18 protein-coding genes and 5 tRNA genes are annotated in these 22,428 nt (G+C 27.4%); 6 read left to right on the top strand and 17 right to left on the bottom strand.

Annotation, left to right across the window (positions count from 1 at the left end):
- Positions 1-3: 3 nt before the first annotated feature.
- From WJW32_RS00825 to WJW32_RS00815, 3 genes are all read right to left on the bottom strand, one after another.
- On the bottom strand, positions 4-630 hold the full coding sequence (locus tag WJW32_RS00825; RefSeq protein WP_340253559.1) for a hypothetical protein: 627 nt from the start codon (positions 628-630) through the stop codon (positions 4-6).
- 233 nt (positions 631-863) lie between these two features.
- On the bottom strand, positions 864-2,639 hold the full coding sequence (pnpS, locus tag WJW32_RS00820) for a two-component system histidine kinase PnpS (RefSeq protein WP_340253556.1): 1,776 nt from the start codon (positions 2,637-2,639) through the stop codon (positions 864-866).
- 3 nt (positions 2,640-2,642) lie between these two features.
- Complete coding sequence (locus tag WJW32_RS00815) at positions 2,643-3,335, bottom strand: winged helix-turn-helix domain-containing protein (RefSeq protein WP_340253553.1); 693 nt, start codon at positions 3,333-3,335, stop codon at positions 2,643-2,645.
- Between the two features lie 472 nt (positions 3,336-3,807).
- On the opposite strand from WJW32_RS00815, the gene WJW32_RS00810 reads away from it, so the two are divergent.
- Entirely contained in the window at positions 3,808-5,190 is a 1,383-nt protein-coding gene (locus WJW32_RS00810; protein WP_340253550.1) for a methyl-accepting chemotaxis protein, read from the top strand.
- Between the two features lie 162 nt (positions 5,191-5,352).
- Here the strand turns inward: WJW32_RS00810 and WJW32_RS00805 are convergent, their stop codons facing one another.
- The 7 genes from WJW32_RS00805 to WJW32_RS00775 form a co-directional block, all read right to left on the bottom strand.
- On the bottom strand, positions 5,353-6,570 hold the full coding sequence (locus tag WJW32_RS00805) for a glycosyltransferase family 4 protein (RefSeq protein WP_340253547.1): 1,218 nt from the start codon (positions 6,568-6,570) through the stop codon (positions 5,353-5,355).
- Positions 6,571-6,680: 110 nt separating this feature from the next.
- Positions 6,681-7,538, bottom strand: coding sequence for a hypothetical protein (locus WJW32_RS00800; protein ID WP_340253544.1), 858 nt, complete (start codon positions 7,536-7,538; stop codon positions 6,681-6,683).
- A 142-nt stretch (positions 7,539-7,680) separates the two neighbouring features.
- Positions 7,681-8,601 (bottom strand): NAD-dependent epimerase/dehydratase family protein, encoded by a 921-nt coding sequence (locus WJW32_RS00795; protein WP_340253541.1) that lies wholly within the window; start codon positions 8,599-8,601, stop codon positions 7,681-7,683.
- A 144-nt stretch (positions 8,602-8,745) separates the two neighbouring features.
- On the bottom strand, positions 8,746-10,080 hold the full coding sequence (locus WJW32_RS00790; RefSeq protein ID WP_340253539.1) for an MATE family efflux transporter: 1,335 nt from the start codon (positions 10,078-10,080) through the stop codon (positions 8,746-8,748).
- Positions 10,081-10,221: 141 nt separating this feature from the next.
- Positions 10,222-11,043 carry a MerR family transcriptional regulator gene (locus WJW32_RS00785; RefSeq protein ID WP_340253536.1) on the bottom strand — a complete coding sequence of 274 codons (822 nt, stop codon included), beginning with the start codon at positions 11,041-11,043 and terminating at the stop codon, positions 10,222-10,224.
- Positions 11,044-11,119: 76 nt separating this feature from the next.
- Positions 11,120-12,463 (bottom strand): LysM peptidoglycan-binding domain-containing M23 family metallopeptidase, encoded by a 1,344-nt coding sequence (locus WJW32_RS00780; protein WP_340253533.1) that lies wholly within the window; start codon positions 12,461-12,463, stop codon positions 11,120-11,122.
- 63 nt (positions 12,464-12,526) lie between these two features.
- On the bottom strand, positions 12,527-13,984 hold the full coding sequence (locus tag WJW32_RS00775; RefSeq protein ID WP_340253531.1) for a M1 family metallopeptidase: 1,458 nt from the start codon (positions 13,982-13,984) through the stop codon (positions 12,527-12,529).
- A 207-nt stretch (positions 13,985-14,191) separates the two neighbouring features.
- On the opposite strand from WJW32_RS00775, the gene WJW32_RS00770 reads away from it, so the two are divergent.
- A complete protein-coding gene (locus tag WJW32_RS00770) occupies positions 14,192-15,472 on the top strand; it encodes a DnaD domain protein (protein WP_340253528.1) in 1,281 nt (426 codons plus the stop codon).
- An 8-nt stretch (positions 15,473-15,480) separates the two neighbouring features.
- Positions 15,481-16,455, top strand: coding sequence for an ATP-binding protein (locus WJW32_RS00765; RefSeq protein ID WP_340253525.1), 975 nt, complete (start codon positions 15,481-15,483; stop codon positions 16,453-16,455).
- A gap of 67 nt (positions 16,456-16,522) precedes the next feature.
- On the opposite strand, the gene WJW32_RS00760 is transcribed toward WJW32_RS00765, so the two are convergent.
- The 6 genes from WJW32_RS00760 to WJW32_RS00735 all read right to left on the bottom strand — a co-directional run bounded on the left by WJW32_RS00760 (position 16,523) and on the right by WJW32_RS00735 (position 17,981).
- Positions 16,523-16,597 (bottom strand) — tRNA-Thr (locus tag WJW32_RS00760).
- Between the two features lie 67 nt (positions 16,598-16,664).
- Positions 16,665-16,741 (bottom strand) — tRNA-Asp (locus WJW32_RS00755).
- 7 nt (positions 16,742-16,748) lie between these two features.
- Positions 16,749-16,824: transfer RNA gene (locus WJW32_RS00750), tRNA-Val, on the bottom strand.
- A 9-nt stretch (positions 16,825-16,833) separates the two neighbouring features.
- Positions 16,834-16,908 (bottom strand) — tRNA-Glu (locus WJW32_RS00745).
- Between the two features lie 6 nt (positions 16,909-16,914).
- Positions 16,915-16,990 (bottom strand) — tRNA-Lys (locus WJW32_RS00740).
- Between the two features lie 556 nt (positions 16,991-17,546).
- The gene (locus WJW32_RS00735) at positions 17,547-17,981 is read right to left on the bottom strand and encodes a hypothetical protein (protein WP_340253522.1); all 435 of its coding nucleotides are present in this window, start codon (positions 17,979-17,981) and stop codon (positions 17,547-17,549) included.
- A gap of 894 nt (positions 17,982-18,875) precedes the next feature.
- Here WJW32_RS00735 and WJW32_RS00730 point away from each other — a divergent pair.
- Both WJW32_RS00730 and WJW32_RS00725 read left to right on the top strand, forming a co-directional pair.
- Entirely contained in the window at positions 18,876-19,430 is a 555-nt protein-coding gene (locus tag WJW32_RS00730) for an RNA polymerase sigma factor (RefSeq protein ID WP_340253519.1), read from the top strand.
- On the top strand, positions 19,423-20,133 hold the full coding sequence (locus WJW32_RS00725; protein WP_340253517.1) for a hypothetical protein: 711 nt from the start codon (positions 19,423-19,425) through the stop codon (positions 20,131-20,133). The genes WJW32_RS00730 and WJW32_RS00725 overlap by 8 nt, the downstream gene beginning before the upstream one ends.
- A 28-nt stretch (positions 20,134-20,161) precedes the next feature.
- Here the strand turns inward: WJW32_RS00725 and WJW32_RS00720 are convergent, their stop codons facing one another.
- Positions 20,162-20,623, bottom strand: a complete 462-nt coding sequence (locus WJW32_RS00720) for a DUF6147 family protein (RefSeq protein WP_340253515.1) — start codon at positions 20,621-20,623, stop codon at positions 20,162-20,164.
- 261 nt (positions 20,624-20,884) lie between these two features.
- On the opposite strand from WJW32_RS00720, the gene WJW32_RS00715 reads away from it, so the two are divergent.
- Positions 20,885-21,631 (top strand): geobacillin-26 family protein, encoded by a 747-nt coding sequence (locus tag WJW32_RS00715; protein WP_340253513.1) that lies wholly within the window; start codon positions 20,885-20,887, stop codon positions 21,629-21,631.
- Positions 21,632-22,428: the final 797 nt, after the last annotated feature.

The raw sequence follows: 22,428 nt of genomic DNA, 5'->3' as shown, positions 1-22,428 counted from the left end.
AATTTATTTTTTTGGGGTAATTATATCTTTGAAAATATCCTGAATTCTTTTATCTGTTACTTTATCCATGTTATTTTGTATTTCTTTTTTATTCTCTATTTTTGTATATCTTACAATTCTATTTTTTTCTTTATTATTATTTTTTATGACTATTTTATTCTCCCCAGGAGTTAAGTTTACCTCTGTTAAAAAGAATCCCATAGCTCCTATTTCAAGTGTCTTTGAATTATCCGTTTTCTTAAAAACACCGTCTTTATCATTTTTTAAATAAACATCTAAATAAACGATACTGCCTTCTTCGCCTGTTCCAGATACAACAACTTTATTGTTAGTAGTAACTGTATAATCAGAAACAGGTTTCATTATTTGAATAGACTTTTGTTCTTTTTTCTCATTATTTTTAACTATTGGTTGATTTTTTGGTGTTTCTATTTTGGGCATTTCTGATTTTACTGTTTCTGTTTTTGGCGTTTCTATTTTTGATGCTTGTGGTGTTTCTATTGGTGCTTGTGTTACTTGATTATTTGTTTGTATTTGTACATCTTTTGAATTATTTGTATCTGCAAAAGCCACAACATTGCTTGAAGCCAACATTCCACAAATAATTAAAGATGCTCCTAACTTCTTCATTTCTAAGCCTCCTTGATATTCTATTTATCCGAAAGCTAAGAGTTATCTGTCTGCAAATAAAAACTCTATAGCCTGTGGATTAGTTCAACTAGAAATTCAGTTAAAATAAAAACTCCATCTGAATTAAGCTTCACTTTATATGTATAATTTTAATGTTATCCCCATATTAAACCTTTAATATAAATTATACACAAATAATATTACAGAATTATTACATATAAGTTAAATAATTATTATATATCCACAGATTTATCCACAGGTAATTTTATTTTGAATTCAGTTCCTTTTCCAACTTCACTTTTCACAGATATATCCCCACCGTGTTGTTCTATTATGTGCTTCGCTATAGAAAGTCCAAGTCCAGTACCTCCCATGTCTCTAGACCTTGCTTTGTCTACTCTATAGAATCTTTCAAAAATTCTAGACACATCCTTTTTAGGAATACCTATTCCATTGTCTTTTATCGATATAATAGCTTGTTCATCTTCTTCTTTTATATTTATACTAACTACTCCATTATCAGGTGTGTATTTTATAGCATTAGTAAGTATATTTTGAATAACCTGTTCTATTCTGTCTTTATCTCCATTTATTATTATGTTTTTATCACAAAGTCCGATTTTTATTATATGGTTTTTTTCTTTAAAAGAAATATCTAATTTATTCACTATATCCTTTATCAAATTATCTATATCAAATCTTGACGAATTAAAGTTATTTTTCTTATGATCCATTCTTGATAATTGAAGCAAATCACTAACAAGCCTTGCCATTCTGTCTGATTCTTTGTCTATCACATTCAAGAATGAATTACATATTTCCTTATCCTCAACGGCACCATCAAGCAAGGTCTCTGTATAACTTTTTATAGTTGTTATAGGTGTCTTTAATTCATGAGATACATTCGCTACAAACTCTTTTCTCATAGTATCTAATTTTTCATGTTCTGTTATATCTTGAAGCACTAATATAAGTCCTTTTACTTCTTCTTTCTCATTTTTAAGATATACAAAATTAGCTCTTAATATATCTTTATTTTCAAGCTTTATTATCCCACTTCCCTGAGATATATTTTTATTTTTTATATGCTTCAATGTTAAATTTTTATTATATTTACTAACCATATCATCATATACGGGTTTTGTAACATCTATTTCTTTTATTCTTAGCATTTCTATAAATGTCGGATTTACATGTATTATATATCCCTCATTGTCAACAGCTATCAATCCATCTCCCATTTGATTTATTATTGCATTAAGTTTACTCTTTTCACTAGATATCTCCTCTAATGTATTTTTAAGCCTAGCAGTTAAATAGTTGAACATCTTTCCTAGTTGTCCTATCTCATCATCAGATTTTATATCTACCTTTTGATCAAAATCTCCCTTTGCCATCTTAGAAGCTTTGCTCGTTACATCCTTTATAGGATTCGTTATTGTCTTTGATATTAAAAATCCCAGTATTACAGTTACTATTAAAGCCATTATTATAGCTTGTAAAAATATTTTCTTAGATTCATCCAGAACTTCATATATATTCGCAAGGTATGCTTTCCCATATATTATTATCTTTTGATTCTTTTCATTAGTATATATATATCCTATGTTTTTCACATTTTCTTCATCCTTCATATATCCATTCTCGAATGAATTTGATATTACCTCTTTATTAAGATTATTAAGAGCATCTTTTCCTATTAACCTACTATCACTTTTAGTAGATGCAATAACCTTATACGTATTAGAATCTATCATCAATAATTCATATTCTCCAGGAAGAACTGGTATCTTTTGAATCTCATATCTTAAATCATCATATTTTGTAAAGTCTATATTACTTATTTGAGGCTTTATTATGTTATCAACTATTCTGTTTAGTGTATTTGTAGCTGTATTTATATGCAAATTTTTAAATTGATTTATCATAAACACTCCGACTATTGCCATAGCTATAAATACCAACAGGAAGTATATGACTATTATTTTGTATCTTATACTTTTAAACAAAATCTATTCCCCCTTAAAGTAATAACCTACTCCTCGTTTAGTTATTATATAATTAGGGTTTGATGAGTTATCTTCTATTTTTTCTCTTAACCTTCTAACAGTAACATCTACAGTCCTAATATCTCCATAATATTCATATCCCCATACCTGTTCAAGTAACTGTTCTCTTGAAAACACTTGATTCTTTTGGGTTATTAAAAATTTCAATAATTCAAACTCTCTTATAGTCAAATCTATATTATCATCATTCTTGTTAACCTCATATTTAACTAAATCAACACTTAAACTTCCATCAGTTATTATATCTCCGTTTTTATTATCTGTGTTTAGCATTTGAGTTCTTCTAAGATTAGCCTTAACTCTAGCCATAAGTTCTCTTACGCTAAATGGCTTTGTTATATAATCATCTGCTCCAAGTTCAAGTCCTAACACCTTATCTACTTCTTCTTCTTTAGCTGTAACCATTATTATAGGAGTCGATAAAGTTTCTCTTACCTTTTTACAAACCTGAAATCCATCATATACAGGTATCATAACATCAAGAAGTATTAAATCCGGTTTAAAACTGTAAGTTTTATTTATTCCTTCCTCTCCATCAAAAGCCGTCTCAATCTCATATCCTTCCTTCTTTAAATTAAACTTTAATATATCAGATATAGGTTTTTCATCCTCGATTATTAATATCTTACTATTCATATATTTACCTCCAATTTCTTGTTTTAGGTAATACTTTATTTTAACCATATTATACAAAATTATTATATAACTAGATTATACATTTTCAAAATTTAAAAGTATATAATTTCCTTGTTTGCATTTAATAAAAATGAACTAAACCTTAATTAAACCTTATAAAAAAAGAATAGTAATATATAAATTAATTTTTATTTATTTATAATACCCCAATTTGGGGTAAATTTTACCCGATTGTATAGAATCTTTATATATCATATAATTAAAGAAAGAATATTCTCTAATATTATCCGAAAGCTTAGAGCTCTATAGCTTCTAGATTGCTTACGCTCAAAATTCAGATGGAGTAAAACTCCATCTGAATTAAGTTTGCCTTTATAATCAGATTCAAAACACCTGTAATGAGGTAATTCTAGTTAATATTCGCATTTTTTCATAATATGACATTAAATATTACAAATAAGGAGTTGAGAAAATGTTTGGAGACAAATTATTAAAACGTAAATCATCAGAAAATAATATGAAAGAGGATATAGTTTGTAAAGACAATCTAAAAAAAGCAATAAGTAATGTGATTGAGGGAAGAGCATCACATATTCATGAAGATGATATCGGATGTAAAGAATTAGCTACTTTATGGAATACAATGATAGATTCAATTTGTAGTGATAAAAAGAAAAATACTATGGAAGTTAATGAAACATTAGAACTTATCACTAAAATGGATTTTGTAAAGGATATGATCAATAATGTAAGATATCAAACTGAAACTTTCCATAGTATAGCATCTAGTAGTGAAGAAATGTCGGCTTCAATAGATGATGTTGCCAGCTTTGTTGAAAATGTTGCTAATAAAACAAATAATGCTGAGAAAGTTGCCTTTGAGAGTGGTGAAAATATAAATAAAGCTTTATCTTTTGTTCAAGGTTCTTTTGAAGAAATAGAAAGTATAAATGAGCAGATGAAAATTGTAATGGATAAAGCTGAAAAAATAAATAAAGTAGTGGATATAGTTAAAGGAATTGCCGAACAGACAAATCTACTTGCACTAAATGCAGCTATAGAGGCAGCTAGAGCAGGAGAACAGGGTAGGGGTTTTGCAGTAGTTGCAGATGAAGTAAGAAAATTAGCAGAGCATACTAAAGAATCTATTTCAGACATATATGAAAATATAAATGTTCTTAAGACAAATATCGAAGAATCAGTATTGAAATCAGATGAAACAGCATCAAAACTAGATTCAGGCAAGAATTTGGTTGATACTGCACTTATTTCAATGGAATCTATAGTAGGTATAATCCAAGAAGTAAATAATGATATGACTCAAATATCTTCCAATGTTGAAGAACAAACTGCAGCTACAGAAGAAACTACAGAAGAAATGAATTCTCTAAGTGAAAAATCAGATAAACTTTTAACTGAATGTGATAAAACAGGAAAAGCTATTTTTGATTTAAGCAAATCAGTAAATAGCTTAAGATTAAATATGATAAGTAGTGGACTATGCTTGGAAGATAAAGAACTATTGGATATATGTATATCAGACCATCTAATATGGAGATGGCGTGTCTACAATATGATTCTAGGCTACGATACAATTGATATAAATAGTATAGGAACTCATAAGGATTGTCGTCTAGGTAAATGGTATTACAGCAATGATAGTAAAAATTTCAAAAATGATAAGGTTTTTATTGAATTTGAGAAACCTCATATTAGACTTCATGAATTAGCTAAAAAAGCTACCCAGGCATATAACAACAACAATATTAATGAAGCAGAAAATGCTCTAAGAGAAATGGATGTATGTTCTAAAGAAGTAATCCAAGCCTTAGATCAACTAAAAAACAAACTATAAAGCTAATATTAGATAGAATTATTATTCAGATCACATAAATAATAATGATAAAAAACCTGAACCTAATAAAATGTACCCTATATGGTAGACTTTTTTAAGTGTCTACTTTATAGGGTACATTTTAATTTTCTTAAGGTTTTTTATATTTATGTATTATCTTATTTAAAAATCATACAAAATTTTCTCAATTCTATTCGCTAATTCTCTCCAACTAAGATATCTTACATCTAGATTATCATTGTACGTGTTCTCATTAATATATTTTATAGCTTGCTGAATTTCCTTTTTTATATTACTTTCAAATCTTGGCAAATCCTCTTCTACAGGAATATCTACTTTTGTTAGTCTAGGTAAAGGCACATATCTTATTTTACCAGAATTATTTATTTTTTCTCCTAACCACTGTCTTACACCTGGTATTTCTGACGTAATAACATGTAAACCTGAAGCTAAAGCTTCTATTAGTACAAGTGGTAAACCTTCATAAAAAGAAGGAAGTATAAATATATCTGATTTTCTAAATTTCTCTGCTAAATCCTCTTGTCTTAAATTACCAAGGAATTCAATTTTATACGGTGATTCTTTAGCTGTATTTAATATTTCCTCATATTCTCTTCCATTACCCATACCCGCTAAACTTAATTTAATTTTATCCTTTGGTATATCTAAAGATGAGAAAGCTTTAATTAAAGGTATCAAACCCTTAGAATATGAGATTTTTCCTGCATATATGACTTTTATATATTCTTTTTTATCAAATAAATCTCTACAATAAAAAATCGAATCATCATATCCACTACCTACAACGTGAATATTACTTTCTTCTATATCAAAATACTCTTTTATATCTTTCTTTTGGTCATTGTGAAGAGCTAAGATAGCATCTAGTTTTCTTATATTATCTTTTATGAAATCTTGCTTTAGATTTATGGATTTAAGTTGTCTTAGATCAGTGCCATGGCATACTCCAAATATCTTTTTATCTTTTATCAATGAACGAGTAAGAGCCGTTAAAAGATACAGATGATGACATATTATTATATCTGGATTGAACATCTTAACTGCTTCCATTACTTGTCTGCTGAAGGCTTGTGTAAAACAATCTATCATATTTTCATCAAGATCCCTATATCTAGTACTTTCATAAGGCATTACATCACTCATACCTATAACAGGAAAAGGCATTTCTTTTACATTAAAATACACAGCGTATTTTTCTAAAGATAAATCAGTGGTTATATCTATCTTTTCTTCATTTGAAATACCTGCAATAATAGCTTGTTTAAAACCCTTTTTATCAAATTGTTCTATAACTTTTCTAACGTATATACCACTTCCAGTTTTGAATGGTTTTTGAGCTGTAATATGAAGTATCTTCACCTTTAATTGTCTCCTATTCTATATAATAACATTTTCATTAATTTTATCAATCGAACAATAAAAAAGCAATGGTATACGTAATTAAATATCGTTTACCACTGCCTTATCTCTTAATTTACCCTGTTCATTAATTCAATATATATTGCAGACGCATCATCATTCTTTTTAAATCTAGGATACTTATCTCCACTAGAATCCTCTTCTTCAATTTGTCGTAACTTTCTACAAAGATTATCTAGACCTTTGTTTTGTGCCTCATGAATTAAATTTTTCATATCTATATAGTTATATCTATCTGTTATAGCAGAAAAACCATCACTAGCCATTAATAATTTTGTATCACTGCTAAATGGTATCTTTCCATAAAGACCTCTATCAACAGCCTCTGCATCAAATCCTAATATCCAGTACCCATCATTTGTATTTTTCAATAATCTATTTCTAACAATTAAATTGCTTACTTCTTTTTTAGCTTCAGATAATGTCTTGCCTTCTTTTCTCATTATCTCATCCATTGCCTCAAAAACCTTATTATCTAATCTAGTTACAGAATAATCTTTTATAACATTCAACTTATTATTATTTTCTATTATTAAAGTACAATCCCCTAATATAAAGTACTCTAAAGTATCTTCAATCCATCTTGTCAAAACTATAGAACTTGACGGTAAATCTAAAGATTTAACACACTTATCTTTAACTCTTTTGTAATACTTATCTTTTACTACATTAATTCCTTCTTTTACAATTCTTTTTAAATCAATATCTGTTCTATGAAAATTTTTATTAACATATTCATCCCACTGTTTTACATACCATTTTGCATCACTGTCTTTATCTATTAGATTTTTACCATTAAGACCTGTAGCTCCATCTAATATCCAAGCTCCATATTTATTTATATTAGCAACATCTTCATTTATTATACTACTGCCATCACATATGGAATCATAATAAAACATATTCATATTATTTGCTCCTTAGATTTAATTAAGTTTCCTTTTATATAAATCTATATTACTATAATTCATAGACAGCCGACAAGTTAATAAACGTTATTATTCCATTGTATTTAAAACTTCTATAATTACTTTAAGGTTTATAACTTTTTTAAATATATTTACTTTTATAATATTCTATAGTCTTCTTTAAACCATATTCTAAACAAAATTTTGGTTTCCAGTTAAGCATACTCAATGACTTATTAATTTCAAAATAAGAATCTTTTATATCCTCAAGCCTTTCATCTTCAAATACTATATCTATATCTTTATTAGCTATGTTTTTCATAATACCAAACAGTTCTATAACTGATGTATATTTTCCCGTTCCTATATTAAAAACTTCTCTATTTCCATACTCTATAGAGTTTATATTTGCATCAACTACATCCTCTACATATATATAATCCCTTGTTGCACTTCCATCACCAAATATTGTTACGTCTTTATAATTCATAATCTTATCCAAAAATATAGATACAACTCCACCTTCTCCATTTTTATCCTGCCTAATGCCATATACGTTAGAATATCTTAAAATTGTATAATCTAAATCATATAATCTATAATAAACATGTATATAATATTCAGAGCTTAATTTAGATGAACCATAAAATGAAATAGGTTCTTTATAATGTTCTTCATCTATTCCTAAATAATCAGGATTTCCATAAGCAGCTGCAGTAGAAGAATAGATTATTTTTTTCACATTGCTTTTTCTGCAAGCCTCTAGAATATTTATAGTTCCTATTATATTTACCATTGCATCATGTATAGGATCTTTGATGGATTTTTGAATATCTATTTGAGCTGCCATATGATATACAATATCAAATTTTTCATTTTTGAATACTTCTAAAATATATTTATCACATATATCCATTTTATATAACTTAGCTTTCGTATTTAAATTTTCAGCTCTGCCTGTTGACAAATCATCTATAACAACAACATCATAATCTAAACCTATTAGTTTATCAACTAAATTCGAACCTATAAATCCAGCTCCTCCTGTGACTAATATTTTCACAAATGATTCCCCCTATGTTGTAGTATTATTTTTCGGATAACTAAATTATATATTGTGAGAATTAAAAAGTATATAATTTCCCTATTTGTAAATGCTAAAAAACCTTAAAAGAAAAATTTTCTCTTAAGGTTTTTTCCTTTAATATTAAACTAATTTCATACATAAATTATTATTCTTTTTTACTAAATATATACCTATAATAAATGTCATAAATTCAGCAAATGGAACTGTGAGCCATACTCCACTCCTTCCTATAATCATAGGAAGTATATTTATACCTATAATTATAAATATCATCCCCCTACTGGCTGCTATTATAATAGAGGCTCTAGCATTTCCTATTGCTGTAAAGTATCCCGAATTAATTATATTAAATCCATTCAATAAAAATGCAAATGCATATACTCTTGACCCACTTACTGCTAAGTTTAAAATTGTTTCATTTCCACTTGCAAATAACGATACTAATTGTTCTCCAAATACAAACAATATAAGAAATAAAACTACTCCAACAACTAAATTTACCTTTGATGCTAACTTCAATGTATCATCTAATCTATCATTCTTTCTATTCCCGTAATTATAGCTGAGTATAGGTCCTATTCCATCCGATATACCAAACATTATAAGTGTTCCAAACTGAGATATATAGTTTATTGTTGTAAATGCTGCAACACCAGCTTCCCCAGCTATTCTCATAAATGTCATATTAAATAAATATGCAGTTGTAGCCGTTGCAATTGATATTACTCCTTCTGATGATCCATTGTATGCCATAGGTATTATAACTGATTTATCAAATTTACCACTAAATACATTCACTATATTATTTTTATTTAACATAGGATGTGCTACTATAAAGAACGATGCTACATATGCTATTCCTGTAGCAAATGCTGCTCCCATTATTCCTAAACTTAATTGCTTTATAAGTATAAAATCTAAACTTATATTAACAATTACACTCAAAATCATACCTTTTAAATATAACTCTGGTTTTCCTACTACTCTATTAATAAATCCAAATAAGAACATTAAAGACATTATTGGAGCAAATATAGCTATAGTTCTCGCATACATTGATACCCCTTCTAGTAATACTTCATTTGCACCTAATAATACCGCAATTTCTTGGCTAAATAACCTTCCAACTAATAATATAGTTATAGCTATTACTGTAAGAACTATAAATGCGGTTTGGAATATATTTTGTGATTCTTCTTTTTTACCTTCTCCCAAGCTTCTTCCTATAAAACTTAGAGAACCAACACTTATTATCATACTAAAACCTATTATAACTTGCATAAATGGTTGAACTATATTTACACTAGCCAGTGCATTTTGACCAACAAAATTTCCTAAAAATATTCCATCTATTATAGTTTGTGCTCCTGCTATTACCATAGAAATTATCGCTGGAATTGAAAATTTAATAAATAATTTAGATATTTTCTCTGTTCCTAATATATTTTCATTCATTATCTCTACCTCCAAAAAAACATAACAAAATATATACACATATATTTTGCTCTAATGAAATTCATTATAAACCTTTGTGCCACACAAAGGTCAATATCTTTTTATCGGAAAGTTAAAAGTTATATTCATATGTATTGAGTTTTACTTTACAGGGATTTGTATTTCGAATAATAGTTCTTCTCTTTTATCTGTAACACTAATATCTATTTGAATAATTTGAAGAGCATCGCCACATACTTTATATCCCTCTTTATTAATATATTCGATTAATTTTTTTAAATTAACTTCTATATCCCAAATACTTCCTTTGTAATACATGCAAGCATAATTCCCCTTAGGAATTTTTTTTATATAATTTTCATCAATATTCGCCTTATCTTTTATAAATAAAAATAAAGCTACTGACTCTGTATACTTATTAAGCTCTATATCTTTTTCTTTTATAATCGTTCCAATTCGATTACTTGCAAGTATAGGAGCTACTTCTTTTAGTGAATTCTCTAATTCAAGGCATGCATAACTTAAATCAATTTCATTTTTTATGTACTTGTCAAAAGTAATTATTTCTCTTTCTTTAATTTGTTTAATAACTATACTTTCAAAATCTAATACGTTTGAAATATCTTCTAAGTGTTCTATTTTTTCATTAATACTTTCTTCTAATTGTTGTAATTCTTCTATTCTATTCTTAAGTTCATAATGCTTATTTTTTAATATATTAACAGACTGTTCTAGATTCCTATTATTAAAGTACTTCTTAATTTCATCAGTGCTCATCCCTAGTTGACGAAGTTCTTTAATAGTTCCCAATTCTTCATACTGTAAAATAGAATAATATCTATATCCCGTTTTAGAATCTACTTTAACAGGTTTAATCAAGCCTATTCTATCATAGTGTCTTAATGTTTCAGTGGTAATATTTCTTAACTTAGCAAATTCACCAATTGATAGTTTATCTTTCACTTTTTCTCTTCAACTCCTATCTATATATATTTTACTATTTTTAGATATTAAAAAAAGCTGTTGAAATTCAACAGCTTTAATACTTAACATATCCAGTTGGATTTAATGGTACATTATTCTTTCTAACTTCAAAATGTAAGTGATTTCCAGTAGATCTTCCTGTACTTCCTACCTTAGCTACAACATCGCCTTTAGCAACCTTTTGTCCTTTAGTAGCTACCAACGAGCTACAATGTCCATAATAAGTCTTATATCCATTATTATGATTTATTATTATAAGCTTTCCATAACCATTTTGAGTTCCAGCAAAAACTACAGTTCCTCCATCAGAAGCCTTAATAGGTGTTCCTTTAGGTGCTGCTATATCTATACCGGTATGATTTTTTCCCCATCTTCTTCCGTACTTTGAAGACAATGTTCCCCTTGTTGGGTTTGAAAAAGCTCCAGATGCTATATAAGTAGGCTTTTTCTTTGTACCTTTTAATACTATTTTATCTTGAGCATCTTCAACTATTTCTTCTTCTAATACATTAGTCGAGTTTACTTGTCCATTTATCCTAGTAACCTCTGCAGTTATTTTTTTAGATCCTTCTTTACCTTCAGTCTTTACTTTTTTATCTCCTTTATAAAGAGATGCAGTCTCTTCATAAACTATATTGTAAGGTATTTTTTCATCATACGCAGCTACACTAGTTACTCTTACATTTAAATACGACTTAGGTACAGTTATATTTATTTCTTGATCTATATGTAACTTTTCGATATCTATTTGAGGATTAGCTTTTTGAATATTATCCATACTAAGATTGTATTTTCTGGATATATTCCATAGATTATCTCCATCTTTTACTGTATATTTTTGCATTTCATCTGTACCTGTTAATAAATACTTATAAGCTGATTCTTCATTTTTCAACTTAGATATTTTTATATCTTTTTCTATAAAATCTATTTTTTCTATAAAATTTATTTCTTTTATATCTTTTATTCCTTCTTTATTTTCATCCTTAATTCTGTTTAAAACTTTTTCTGCTGACTTCTTGTCTTTTACAAAAACTATATCTTTACCTTGTATGTTAATAGCACATGCTTGTATTGTAAGATCTATAACATCATTTAAATTTTCATTAAATTGCTCCGTTGATGTTATCTTATCTTTTCCTACTCTACACTTAGTAAATACTATTTCTTGATCTATTTTAACGTCTTTTTCAAATTCCTTTTTTATATACGATTTTTTCTTTTCTATTAATTCATACACTTCTTTCTTGCTTTCAACTATACCTACGTTTTTACCATCTATGCTTACTTCATATGATAAAGTAGAAAAATATATCATACTACAAGTTATTATAGTTATAGATAAAGCTATGTAATGAAGTAAGTATTTTTTCTTAAGTATATTGTTTAACTTATTCATAAGTAGGCTCCTTTCAAGACAGTTACCCATACATTATATCAAACAAACCATTCATATTTCAAGTTAATTATTTCCACCCATTATTTTTTCAGTATTAACACCCTCTTTTTCCCATATATTCATAAATTGATTAGTTGTAACATTTTTATACATATTGTCATTATAGTATTTCCTCAATGTCTCAAAAAATACATCATCTCCGACCTTTTTTCTTATATCATCTATCATAAGAGCACCTTTGCTGTATACACATAAGCTGTAATCTATAGAATCATCAAATTCTGTCGTACTTTTGAATATATTTTTGCTCTGTTTAGTTATAGTTCTAACTTTCATATTCTTTATAAGTCTATCTTTTACTTCCTTTCCATATTTCTGTTCAAAATACAGTATTGTTGAATATTCTGTCAAAGCCTCATCCAGCCAAGGTTCACTTATTTCATCATTACCAACTAATGAATACCACCATTGATGTGCTGTTTCATGAGCAACTACATACTCTAAATAAAATTTGGAATTTTGATCATAAAGACCTTTATCAATCATAACAAGATTAGGATACTCCATTCCACCTATAAAAAAATCAGACTCGACAACTGAATAAGTTTTATATGGATATTTTCCAAATAAATCATTGAATACTACCAATGAATCCTTAGCTACATCCAAAGCTTCTTTTCCATATTTTTCATCAAAGAAATAACTATATATGTTTGTATCTTTTATATTAGTCGATAATATAGAGAACTTATCACTTAATATAAATGCAAAATCTCTTACATTTTTAGCATCTACTTTAAATGTATTTCTATTGTTTGTTTTTTTATTGCTTTTTATTATTCCTGTTGATGCTATTTTATACTTATTTGGAATATCTATACTAACATTAAAATCACTTACATTACTGTAAAAAGGATCTCCTATTTTTTCATATCCTTTTTTATTCCATCCTCTTTCATCGTATACACATGCTATTGGATACCAATTTGTGATATTTATAGTGTTATCTCCATAACCAAATCTACCTATTGAATTAGGTAGTTTTACATCATATTCTATATATACATCGATTTTTTCAGAAGGCTTTAATTCCTTATTTAATTTAACCATTAATATATCTTCTTTTTTACCTGATATAGAATAATTTAATTTATTTTTATCATTTAAAATACTTTTAATATTTATATGACCTTCACTGAATCCATTTGGATATGCATCTTTTAATTCATTTTTAGCAAACGGTGCATATTCCTCTTTAGAGAATGCATTAGGATATATATGAAAATATAATTCATTTAAATTATTTTGAGTATTATTTACATATACTATATTTTGATTACAACTTAGATTTTTTAGCTTGTCATCAAAAGATGCTTTTATAGTGTACGAATTTAAATCATCTTTTTTTTCTCCTTTGAATGCTTGAAGATCTATTTTTTCAAAGCATGTTATAACAGAAAATAATAAAAATAATACAATAAATAACTTCAAAAACTTTTTTTTGTTTAAAATGATTAACAAGAATACTACCCCCTTTGTAATATGAAAATTTGAGATTCTATAACTAGTTCTAAAGCTCTCTCCCCTTAATATTAGAGCTAAGAACTTAACAGCTTCTCGATTAGCTTACCCATAGGGCACTTACGCAGCTAAAATTTCAGTCGAAAGAAAATTGCGTCTGAATTAAGTTTCGCTTTATTGTGATATAATTAGACCGAGGTGATTTTTATGTTTTTTAAAGAAATTAATGAAATAGACTTAGGAGAGACTCCTATTGATAATATATTTATAGATATATTTATGCCAATGGCTAATGGTACATACGTAAAAGTTTATTTATTAGCTTATAAATATGCCTTTGATGCATCAAAAGCAGAAGTATCAAATCAGACCTTGGCTAAGAATTTAAATATACCTCTGTCAGATGTTTTATCAGCTTGGGATTTTTGGGAAGACAAGAAAATAATAAAAAAACACTTTAAAGAAGAAGACAAGCAGTGGGATTATTCCGTTGAGTTTTTAAATTTAAAGAAATTATATATAGAAAATATTATTAAAACTAGTGATCCTAAAAAAGAGAAAACAACTCCTAATGAGCTTATATCTGTAACTCAGAATCCTAATATAACTAAGCTTTTTAATTATATAAATGAAATTATAAGCAGACCTTTAGTTCCAAATGAAAAAATTCAGATATTAGATATAATGGACAGATATAATATGGGGCCAGATATGATAAAAAGTGCTTATGCTTATTCTAAGCAAAAAAGAGGTATAAAAAGTATAAAATACGTAGAAGGAATAATCCGAAATTGGTATGATAATAAAATATATACAATTGAAGATTTAGAGCAGCACTTTGCAAAAAACACAGAGAGATTTGGTTTATACAAAAAAGTTTTCAAAGAGTTAGGTTTTTATAGAGAACCTACAATGGAAGAAAGAAGAATTATGGATAAATGGCTTGATGAGTTCAAATTTTCTAATGATTTAATCGCTTTCGCTTGTTCTAAGTCAAAGAATACTTCCAATCCCACTATATCTTATATAGATGCTATCCTCAAAAATTGGAATGACAAAGGGTTTAGGTCTTATCAAGATATAAAAGAGCATGATTCAAAGCGCTCAGAAAGATTAGAAATATACAAAATTATATTCGAAGCATTAGGATTTAAGAAACCACCTTCTAAAGAAGAAATACGAACTATGGATAAGTGGATAAACGATATGAATCTTCCTATGGATTTAGTGTTACATGCTTGCTCTAAATCTAAAAACACTTCTAATCCATCTATAAACTATATAGATGCTATTTTAAATGATTGGAATAGAAAAGGATTTAGAACTGTTGAGCAAACTCAAGAAGAAGCTAAATCTAAGAAATACGAACCCAAATCGTATTCCTCTACAAAAACTAAGTTCCATAATTTTGATCAAAGAACATCTAACTATACACCAGAAGAATTAGAGCGAATTCTTATGGAAAAACAAAAAAAGAGATTTAAGTAGGTGATTATGTGAATAATGATAAATTAAGAGAGATATTTGTAAAATACGAGAACAACCGCGATAAAGCTAAATTAGATTTAGAGATGAGAAAAAATAAGGTATATAACAAGATACCTAAAATGAAAGATATAGACGATAAGATATTTCAAATAGGTCTATCTTTAAGTAAATCTTTGTTGATGAATCAAGATGATCAAGAAAAAATAGTTGAAAAAACTAGAATTGAAATGGATAATTTAAAAAAACAAAAACAAGATCTTCTAACTCAATATAATATTCCATCAGACTATCTTCAAATGCAATATAAGTGTAATCACTGTAAGGATAAAGGATTTAGACCAGACGGAAGTAAATGTGAATGTTTAAAACAAGAATTAATTAAAGATGCTTATAAAATATCTAATTTTTCTAAGCTTATAGAAAAGCAAAATTTTGATACATTCGATATGAATATATACTCTGATATAAAAATTAATTCTGACGAAATATCTCAAAAAGAAAATATGTTGAATATATATTCTTTGTGTGAAAGCTTTACTCTAAATTTTAGCAAAGATAATGGAGAAAACTTGCTATTTCATGGACAAACTGGAGTAGGTAAAACATTTATGTGTAGTTGCATAGCTAAAAAAATTCTAGATAAGGGATATACCGTTCTTTATGAAACTTCATATAACATAGTTGAAATTTTTAAAAATTATAAGTTTGAAAAAAATTATACTTCAACAGATAAACAAAATTATAAGCTTTTATTTGAATCTGACCTTTTGATTATAGACGACTTGGGTTCAGAAATGACTAACTCATTTACTATAAGCGAACTATTTAATATAATTAATTCAAGATTGATAGATGGAAAGAAAACTATAATATCTACAAATTTATCTCCCGTTCAAATGGCTAATAACTATACTGAGCGAATATGGTCTAGAATAGCTTCTCATTATAGATTTTTAAGATTTATAGGTGAAGATTTGAGATAGGTCGAAAATTATATAATTTACTTGTATGCAAAAAAAACTAAGGAACAAAAATCCTTAGTTTTTTTATTGGAGCTAGTGATAGGAATCCAACCTACAACCTGCTGATTACAAGTCAGCTGCTCTACCGTTGAGCCACACTAGCATATAGTTTTTTATATAATAAAAACTCAAAGATATCTAATATCTATGAGCTTATTCTTTAAATTATTTGGCGACCTGGAAGGGACTCGAACCCTCGACCTCCAGCGTGACAGGCTGGCATTCTAACCAACTGAACTACCAGGCCAAATAATTGGTGGGCTCAACAGGGCTCGAACCTGTGACCCCCTGCTTGTAAGGCAGGTGCTCTCCCAGCTGAGCTATGAGCCCAATTATTAATGGTGACCCCTAGGGGAATCGAACCCCTGTTACCGCCGTGAAAGGGCGGTGTCTTGACCGCTTGACCAAGGGGCCATGCTTTGGTGACCCATCCGCGACTCGAACGCGGGACACCCTGATTAAAAGTCAGGTGCTCTACCGACTGAGCTAATAGGTCATATTATTGTTAATTTGCTTTATTGCCTAGTCTAGTTTTAGTAGTTAATGTACCACTAAGTGATTCACACGAAATTAAAAATTTCGGTTCTCTACTTATACCGACTGAGCTAATAGGTCATGTGTTTCCTGCTGACAAGTATATATAATACTAGCTTTTTCTACATATGTCAACACTTTTTACTATTTTTTTTATTTTTTTAAATTGATTTAGATTATCTATGTTAAATTAAGTGTTAGTAATCTTATTATCAACTACATCTTCTGTTTGAATAGAGTCAAAGACTTTATTCAACATCTGTTTGTTTAATCGAAAAACAACTCTATTGAAACATTATTAATATCTTTTTAGTTTGTTTCATTAGGGTATAGTCTATTTAAACTTACAAAACAAAAAAACAATTCAAAACCGTTCTTTGATTTCCCATATTTAACAATAAAAAAAGCCACCTACTTTAAATTTAGGTGACTTCTAACCGCACAGAATAACAATTTTGTTAAACTCAGTTTTATCGATTTAGTATCTAGTCTACATATATTACCAACTATGTTTTTATTTAATTTAAAATTTGTTTTAAAACAACATATTTATCATCAGTCCATTGTAGTTTGAATTTAGAATTATTGCTATATACAGGATTTGATTTTGTTTCCATGCTAAAAGTTCCTGTAGAAATATCAGTATCACACACTACTTTAGATTTGTTTACGAATACAACTTTATAATATCCTTCTGTCATAATTTCAAAGGTAAACCATTTAAAACCTACTTCTTTATACATCTCTTTTTTAGATTGATATGGTCCAAAAATATAGAATTTTTCCCACTCAAATGGAAGATTTTCTTTTAAATCTATAACTGACTTATTTTTGTTGTTTATATGTGTCATGATATATTTTTCAAATTCTTGTGAATCGCTATCGGTATAATATAAGTCTATACATATTCCTACAAACAAAAGAAATATGATTCCAAATATAATTTTTTTCATAAAAAGTTCTCCTATTATTGTATTTGAATTTTAAATCTAATTATATCATGGAATATTTTTCAAATGCAAAAAAACTTCGCATAATACTACAATATCAGATAAGAATTGCATAAAAAATGCTTGTTAAACTTTTACATAAAATCCCTACATTTTTTAATAAAAAGCAATGGCAACAGCTCACGCATAAAGGAAAGGAATAGAGTGCAAACCCAACTCACCCTATTCCTATTTTATTTTAAACAAGTAACCCAGCAAGACTTGAATTAACATTTCCTTTGTCCCTCAAGCAATATTAATCCAAGACTTGCTTAGTGTAGCTCTAACATCAAAGTCTCTATGTATTCAAAGCATTTCTATTTAACTGTCCGCTATCGCAGTCTAATTATTCTTAATATATTTCTGCCTACGTTATCAGCCTCTATATTAGCGATAGCTGTACCTTTAATGATGATTATATACATTAACTCAAAATTTTAATATGAAGACTATATTGGCTAGTGTTAAGCTGACTAATCTATGATTAGGAGGGGCTTTAGACTAGCCATGGTTATTTTAGTACACTTTAACCAAATATACTAGGCTAATTTGAGCTATGCGAAGATGTGAGTATGGCTTATATTAGCCTGAGTGGAGTAGATACTTTGAAAGAGAAAGAATCTTTAGTTATTTTGATATTGAGATGCAGATAAAATGAAACTTTTTTCTGTTTTATTTGTTTATATATATAAAGAGGGGTCTAATTTATACAAAGCTTTACTTTATATAAACTGTATGATTTTATATAAATCAAAACTTTATAGGGTTTTTATTTTTTCTACATTATGGTAAATTAAGAATATTGTCTTTAAATATTGAATATTGTAGAAAATAATGTTCTAAACAGGGGGTCTCGAATTGGCAGTACTAAAAAGTAGCAATAAATCCAGCAGTTTAAGTAAAGATCAAAAACATATTTTGTATAAAACTTATTATAAAGATGTTTTTAAAACCATTTATTATTTTACAAAGGATAAAGAAGTTTCTAAGGAACTGACTAATGAAGCTTATATTAAGGCTTTTGAAAAGTATGATAATCTAGACGAAATAGATAAGTTTAAGCCATGGATATGCAGGATAGGGCTCAATATAGCCAAAAACTATGTTACTAGAAATAATAAAATAACCTTAGTAGATGATACTGAAAATTTAAATTTAATATCTGAAAATATGGAAGATGAAGTAATAGACAAAATGCATAAAAATCATATAAGACAAAAGGTTAGAAATACTATCTCCAAATTAGATGTAAAATATAAAGAAGTTATCTTTATGAGGTACTATAATGAATTATCATATAATGATATTTCTGAAAAACTAGATTTAAATATAAATACGGTTAAATCTAGAGTAAATAGAGCAAAAGAAAAACTATATAATCTACTTAATATGGAAGGTGATTATAATGAATAAAGAAGATAGAATTGACGATCTAATAAAAGAAATTTTAAAAGAAGATGTAGAAGATGTACAGATTTCAAATAGTGAAATTGAATTTGAATGGAGAAAGCTACAAGGATTAGAAAAAAGCAAAAAAGAAAATAAGAAAAGCTATAAGAAAATAGCCTCAATAGCAGCTATAATAACTATTTCTTTAATGATGGTAAACTCTTTTTCATCAACTAAATCATATTCATGGAAAATCTTTAAGCAAAAGAATATAAGTGAAAAAACAGAAGGAAGTATAAGTATAGAGGAACAATCTTCTTCACAAGAATTAAAAGAGTATGATGAAATTGATAACTCATCTGTTGAAATAAATAATATTGAAGAAGCTCGTAATTTTATAGATTTTAATTTTAGAGAATTACCTTATAAATTAGAAGAAGCTATTGTTGTCAATGAGTACAAAATTATATTGAATTATATTAATGAAAAAGGAAAAATTGAGCTTATTCAAAAACTTGAGGGTGATGAATCGAGTTCATCAATGACTGTAGCTAAAGATTCTATTATAGAATCTTTTAAAATAGGGAATATAGAGTATACATTAATTAATATAAATAATAAAAATTTTAAAATCATGTGGTCTTCTTTTGGAGTAAAATCTTGTATAACTACAAACTATACTATATTAAAAGAGGAAGCTATAACTATTATAAAATCATTAAAATAAGAGTAAATTAAAAGGGCCTTAGGCCCTTTTAATTTACTCTTATTGTTTTTGTAGTATTTCTTTCGGTTTCTCTTGAAGAACCTTCTTTTAATTCATGATGTGATTTAGCTCTATATTTTCCTGAAGAAACAGTATAAGACTTTGAACATCTTATAGAATCTGAATTTCTTTTGTTTTCTGATATTGTATAAACATTTCTCCATGTTCTTGATTTTTCATCATATTTTTGAACATAAATTACAATAGATACATTATCTACATTATCATATGCTTTTGTATGTCCACTTACAACTAATTTTCCATTGCTATAATAAAAATCTATTTCGCAATCTGTTGAAGAAATATAATCAGCCGATCTTTTAGAACGATTAATTCGAGTATTTCCTAATTCAATGTCATTACTTTCAGAGCTAATCTCTTCCCCAAAACTTACCAAACTAAATGATAAAAAACAAACACTACATAAAATCATTGCAACTAATTTTTTCATAATAAAAATCCTCCTTAATTTGTCTTTCTACAAATAAAGACAAATTAAACTAAAAAAAGTTTCAAAAAAAATAGAAAAAAGTTGAAACTTTTTGCAGTTTGATTTGTCTTTATTTATGTAAAGGATTTTATTAAGTTTTTAAATGGCCATTTGAAACTCAAAATCTTAATTGTCGTTATGGTAGTACCATGGCTGTATAATTTGCATTATAATTGAATATTTATATAAATCAATTTTTAATAAACTTAGGAGGAATTTTTTATGAAAATGAAATCAAATGTTAAAAATAAAGCTGTTATTTTAGCTGTTACAGCAAGTTTACTTTTAGGAACAGTAGGTATAAGTTTTGCAGACTCAGAACAAATAAATTCAAATGTATCTAAAAATAGCACTATAGAATGCTCTTCAGAAATAAAAATAATTGAAGATAATGATGAAGTTAGAAAAGTATCTAATGATGGAATTATAGCTACTTACTATAAAGAAACAGGGAAAATGGAAGTTGAAGAAAATGGAAGAAGTTATACTCTAGATACAAAAGATTCAGAAGCTAAAAGTCGATCTAAAAGAAGTTATAACTCAGATACTTTCATAGATAGCGAAAGTGTTCACTTCCATAGTTATAAATATTATAAAACAAATAAAAAGAAATACTATTGGATAATTGATATACCTTCTTATAGTTGGGATATTATGAAGTGGTGTGATCCTATAAGAGTAGACAAAGATGGTAGTGAGAAATCAGAAAGAGCGGAAAAATTTGAAGGATATATAGATAAGGCACAAACAGCGGAACATAGTATAGGAATTATTGGAGGAGCCACAGCTGGAGCTTTAATCGTAGCATACGCTACTGAAAATCCAGAATGGTCAGAAAGTACAATGAAAACTATTTATGCAGCTGGAGGAGTAAGCGTATCTTATGGTCTTATAAATGCATCAAGGGATTATTATGATAATATAATGAAAGCAAGAAAACAATATTTTGCTATCAAAAATGAAGGGTAATATATAGTATGACAATCTCTTTTTAATTTTATTAAAAAGAGATTGCTTCATAAAAAGGAGCGAATTAATTTATGAATGAACCAACTTTAAATCATAAAATTATTTTATTAATAATAGGATGTGTATTTTTAATAAAAGGTATTATTGATTTTATTACAGTAAATGATTTAAAACAAAAGATCATAAGTATATATTATCTTATGATTTTTTTTAATCTTTTCTTATTTGTATATATGCCTAAAAAGACAAATATTTATTACCCTAAATATTTTAAAGTATATATTCTTTTATCTATTAGTATTTTTATAATGTTCAGTATATATATGGTTTCGACTTTAGATTTTAAAGAAGACATATTTTTAACTCTATCAAAAAGTACGCTCTTTGTAATTAGTTTGTTCCTAATCAAATTTTTAATTTCTCAAATAAAAAACATAAGGTAATGGCATACGGCAACGATTCATGTAAAAAGTGCAATAGAGAGTTGAAATCTGTAAGTAAGTACCACAAACCTTGGTATATATCACTTACACATAATGAACTATTTTTAATTATAAGTCCTATTAAGACAGATAACATAAATAGTTCTATATTATTATCAGTTCTATAATTCTAAAAATGTAATTTACGAAACTGTATTTCACAAATATTTACTCCTTATTGCAGTTTTTACACGAATCGTGGGTACATCCCATAGCCATAAAGCTAAGGAGTTGCAAAGGTCACAGGAATATTGCAATATTTAATTTTTTAAGATAGAGAGTATAAGAAATAGTATTTCGGGATTTTTTATCCAT

This window comes from Tepidibacter sp. Z1-5 (genome assembly GCF_037844525.1).
Classification (GTDB): domain Bacteria; phylum Bacillota; class Clostridia; order Peptostreptococcales; family Peptostreptococcaceae; genus Tepidibacter_A.
This window is presented reverse-complemented; position numbering and strand designations above follow the sequence as displayed.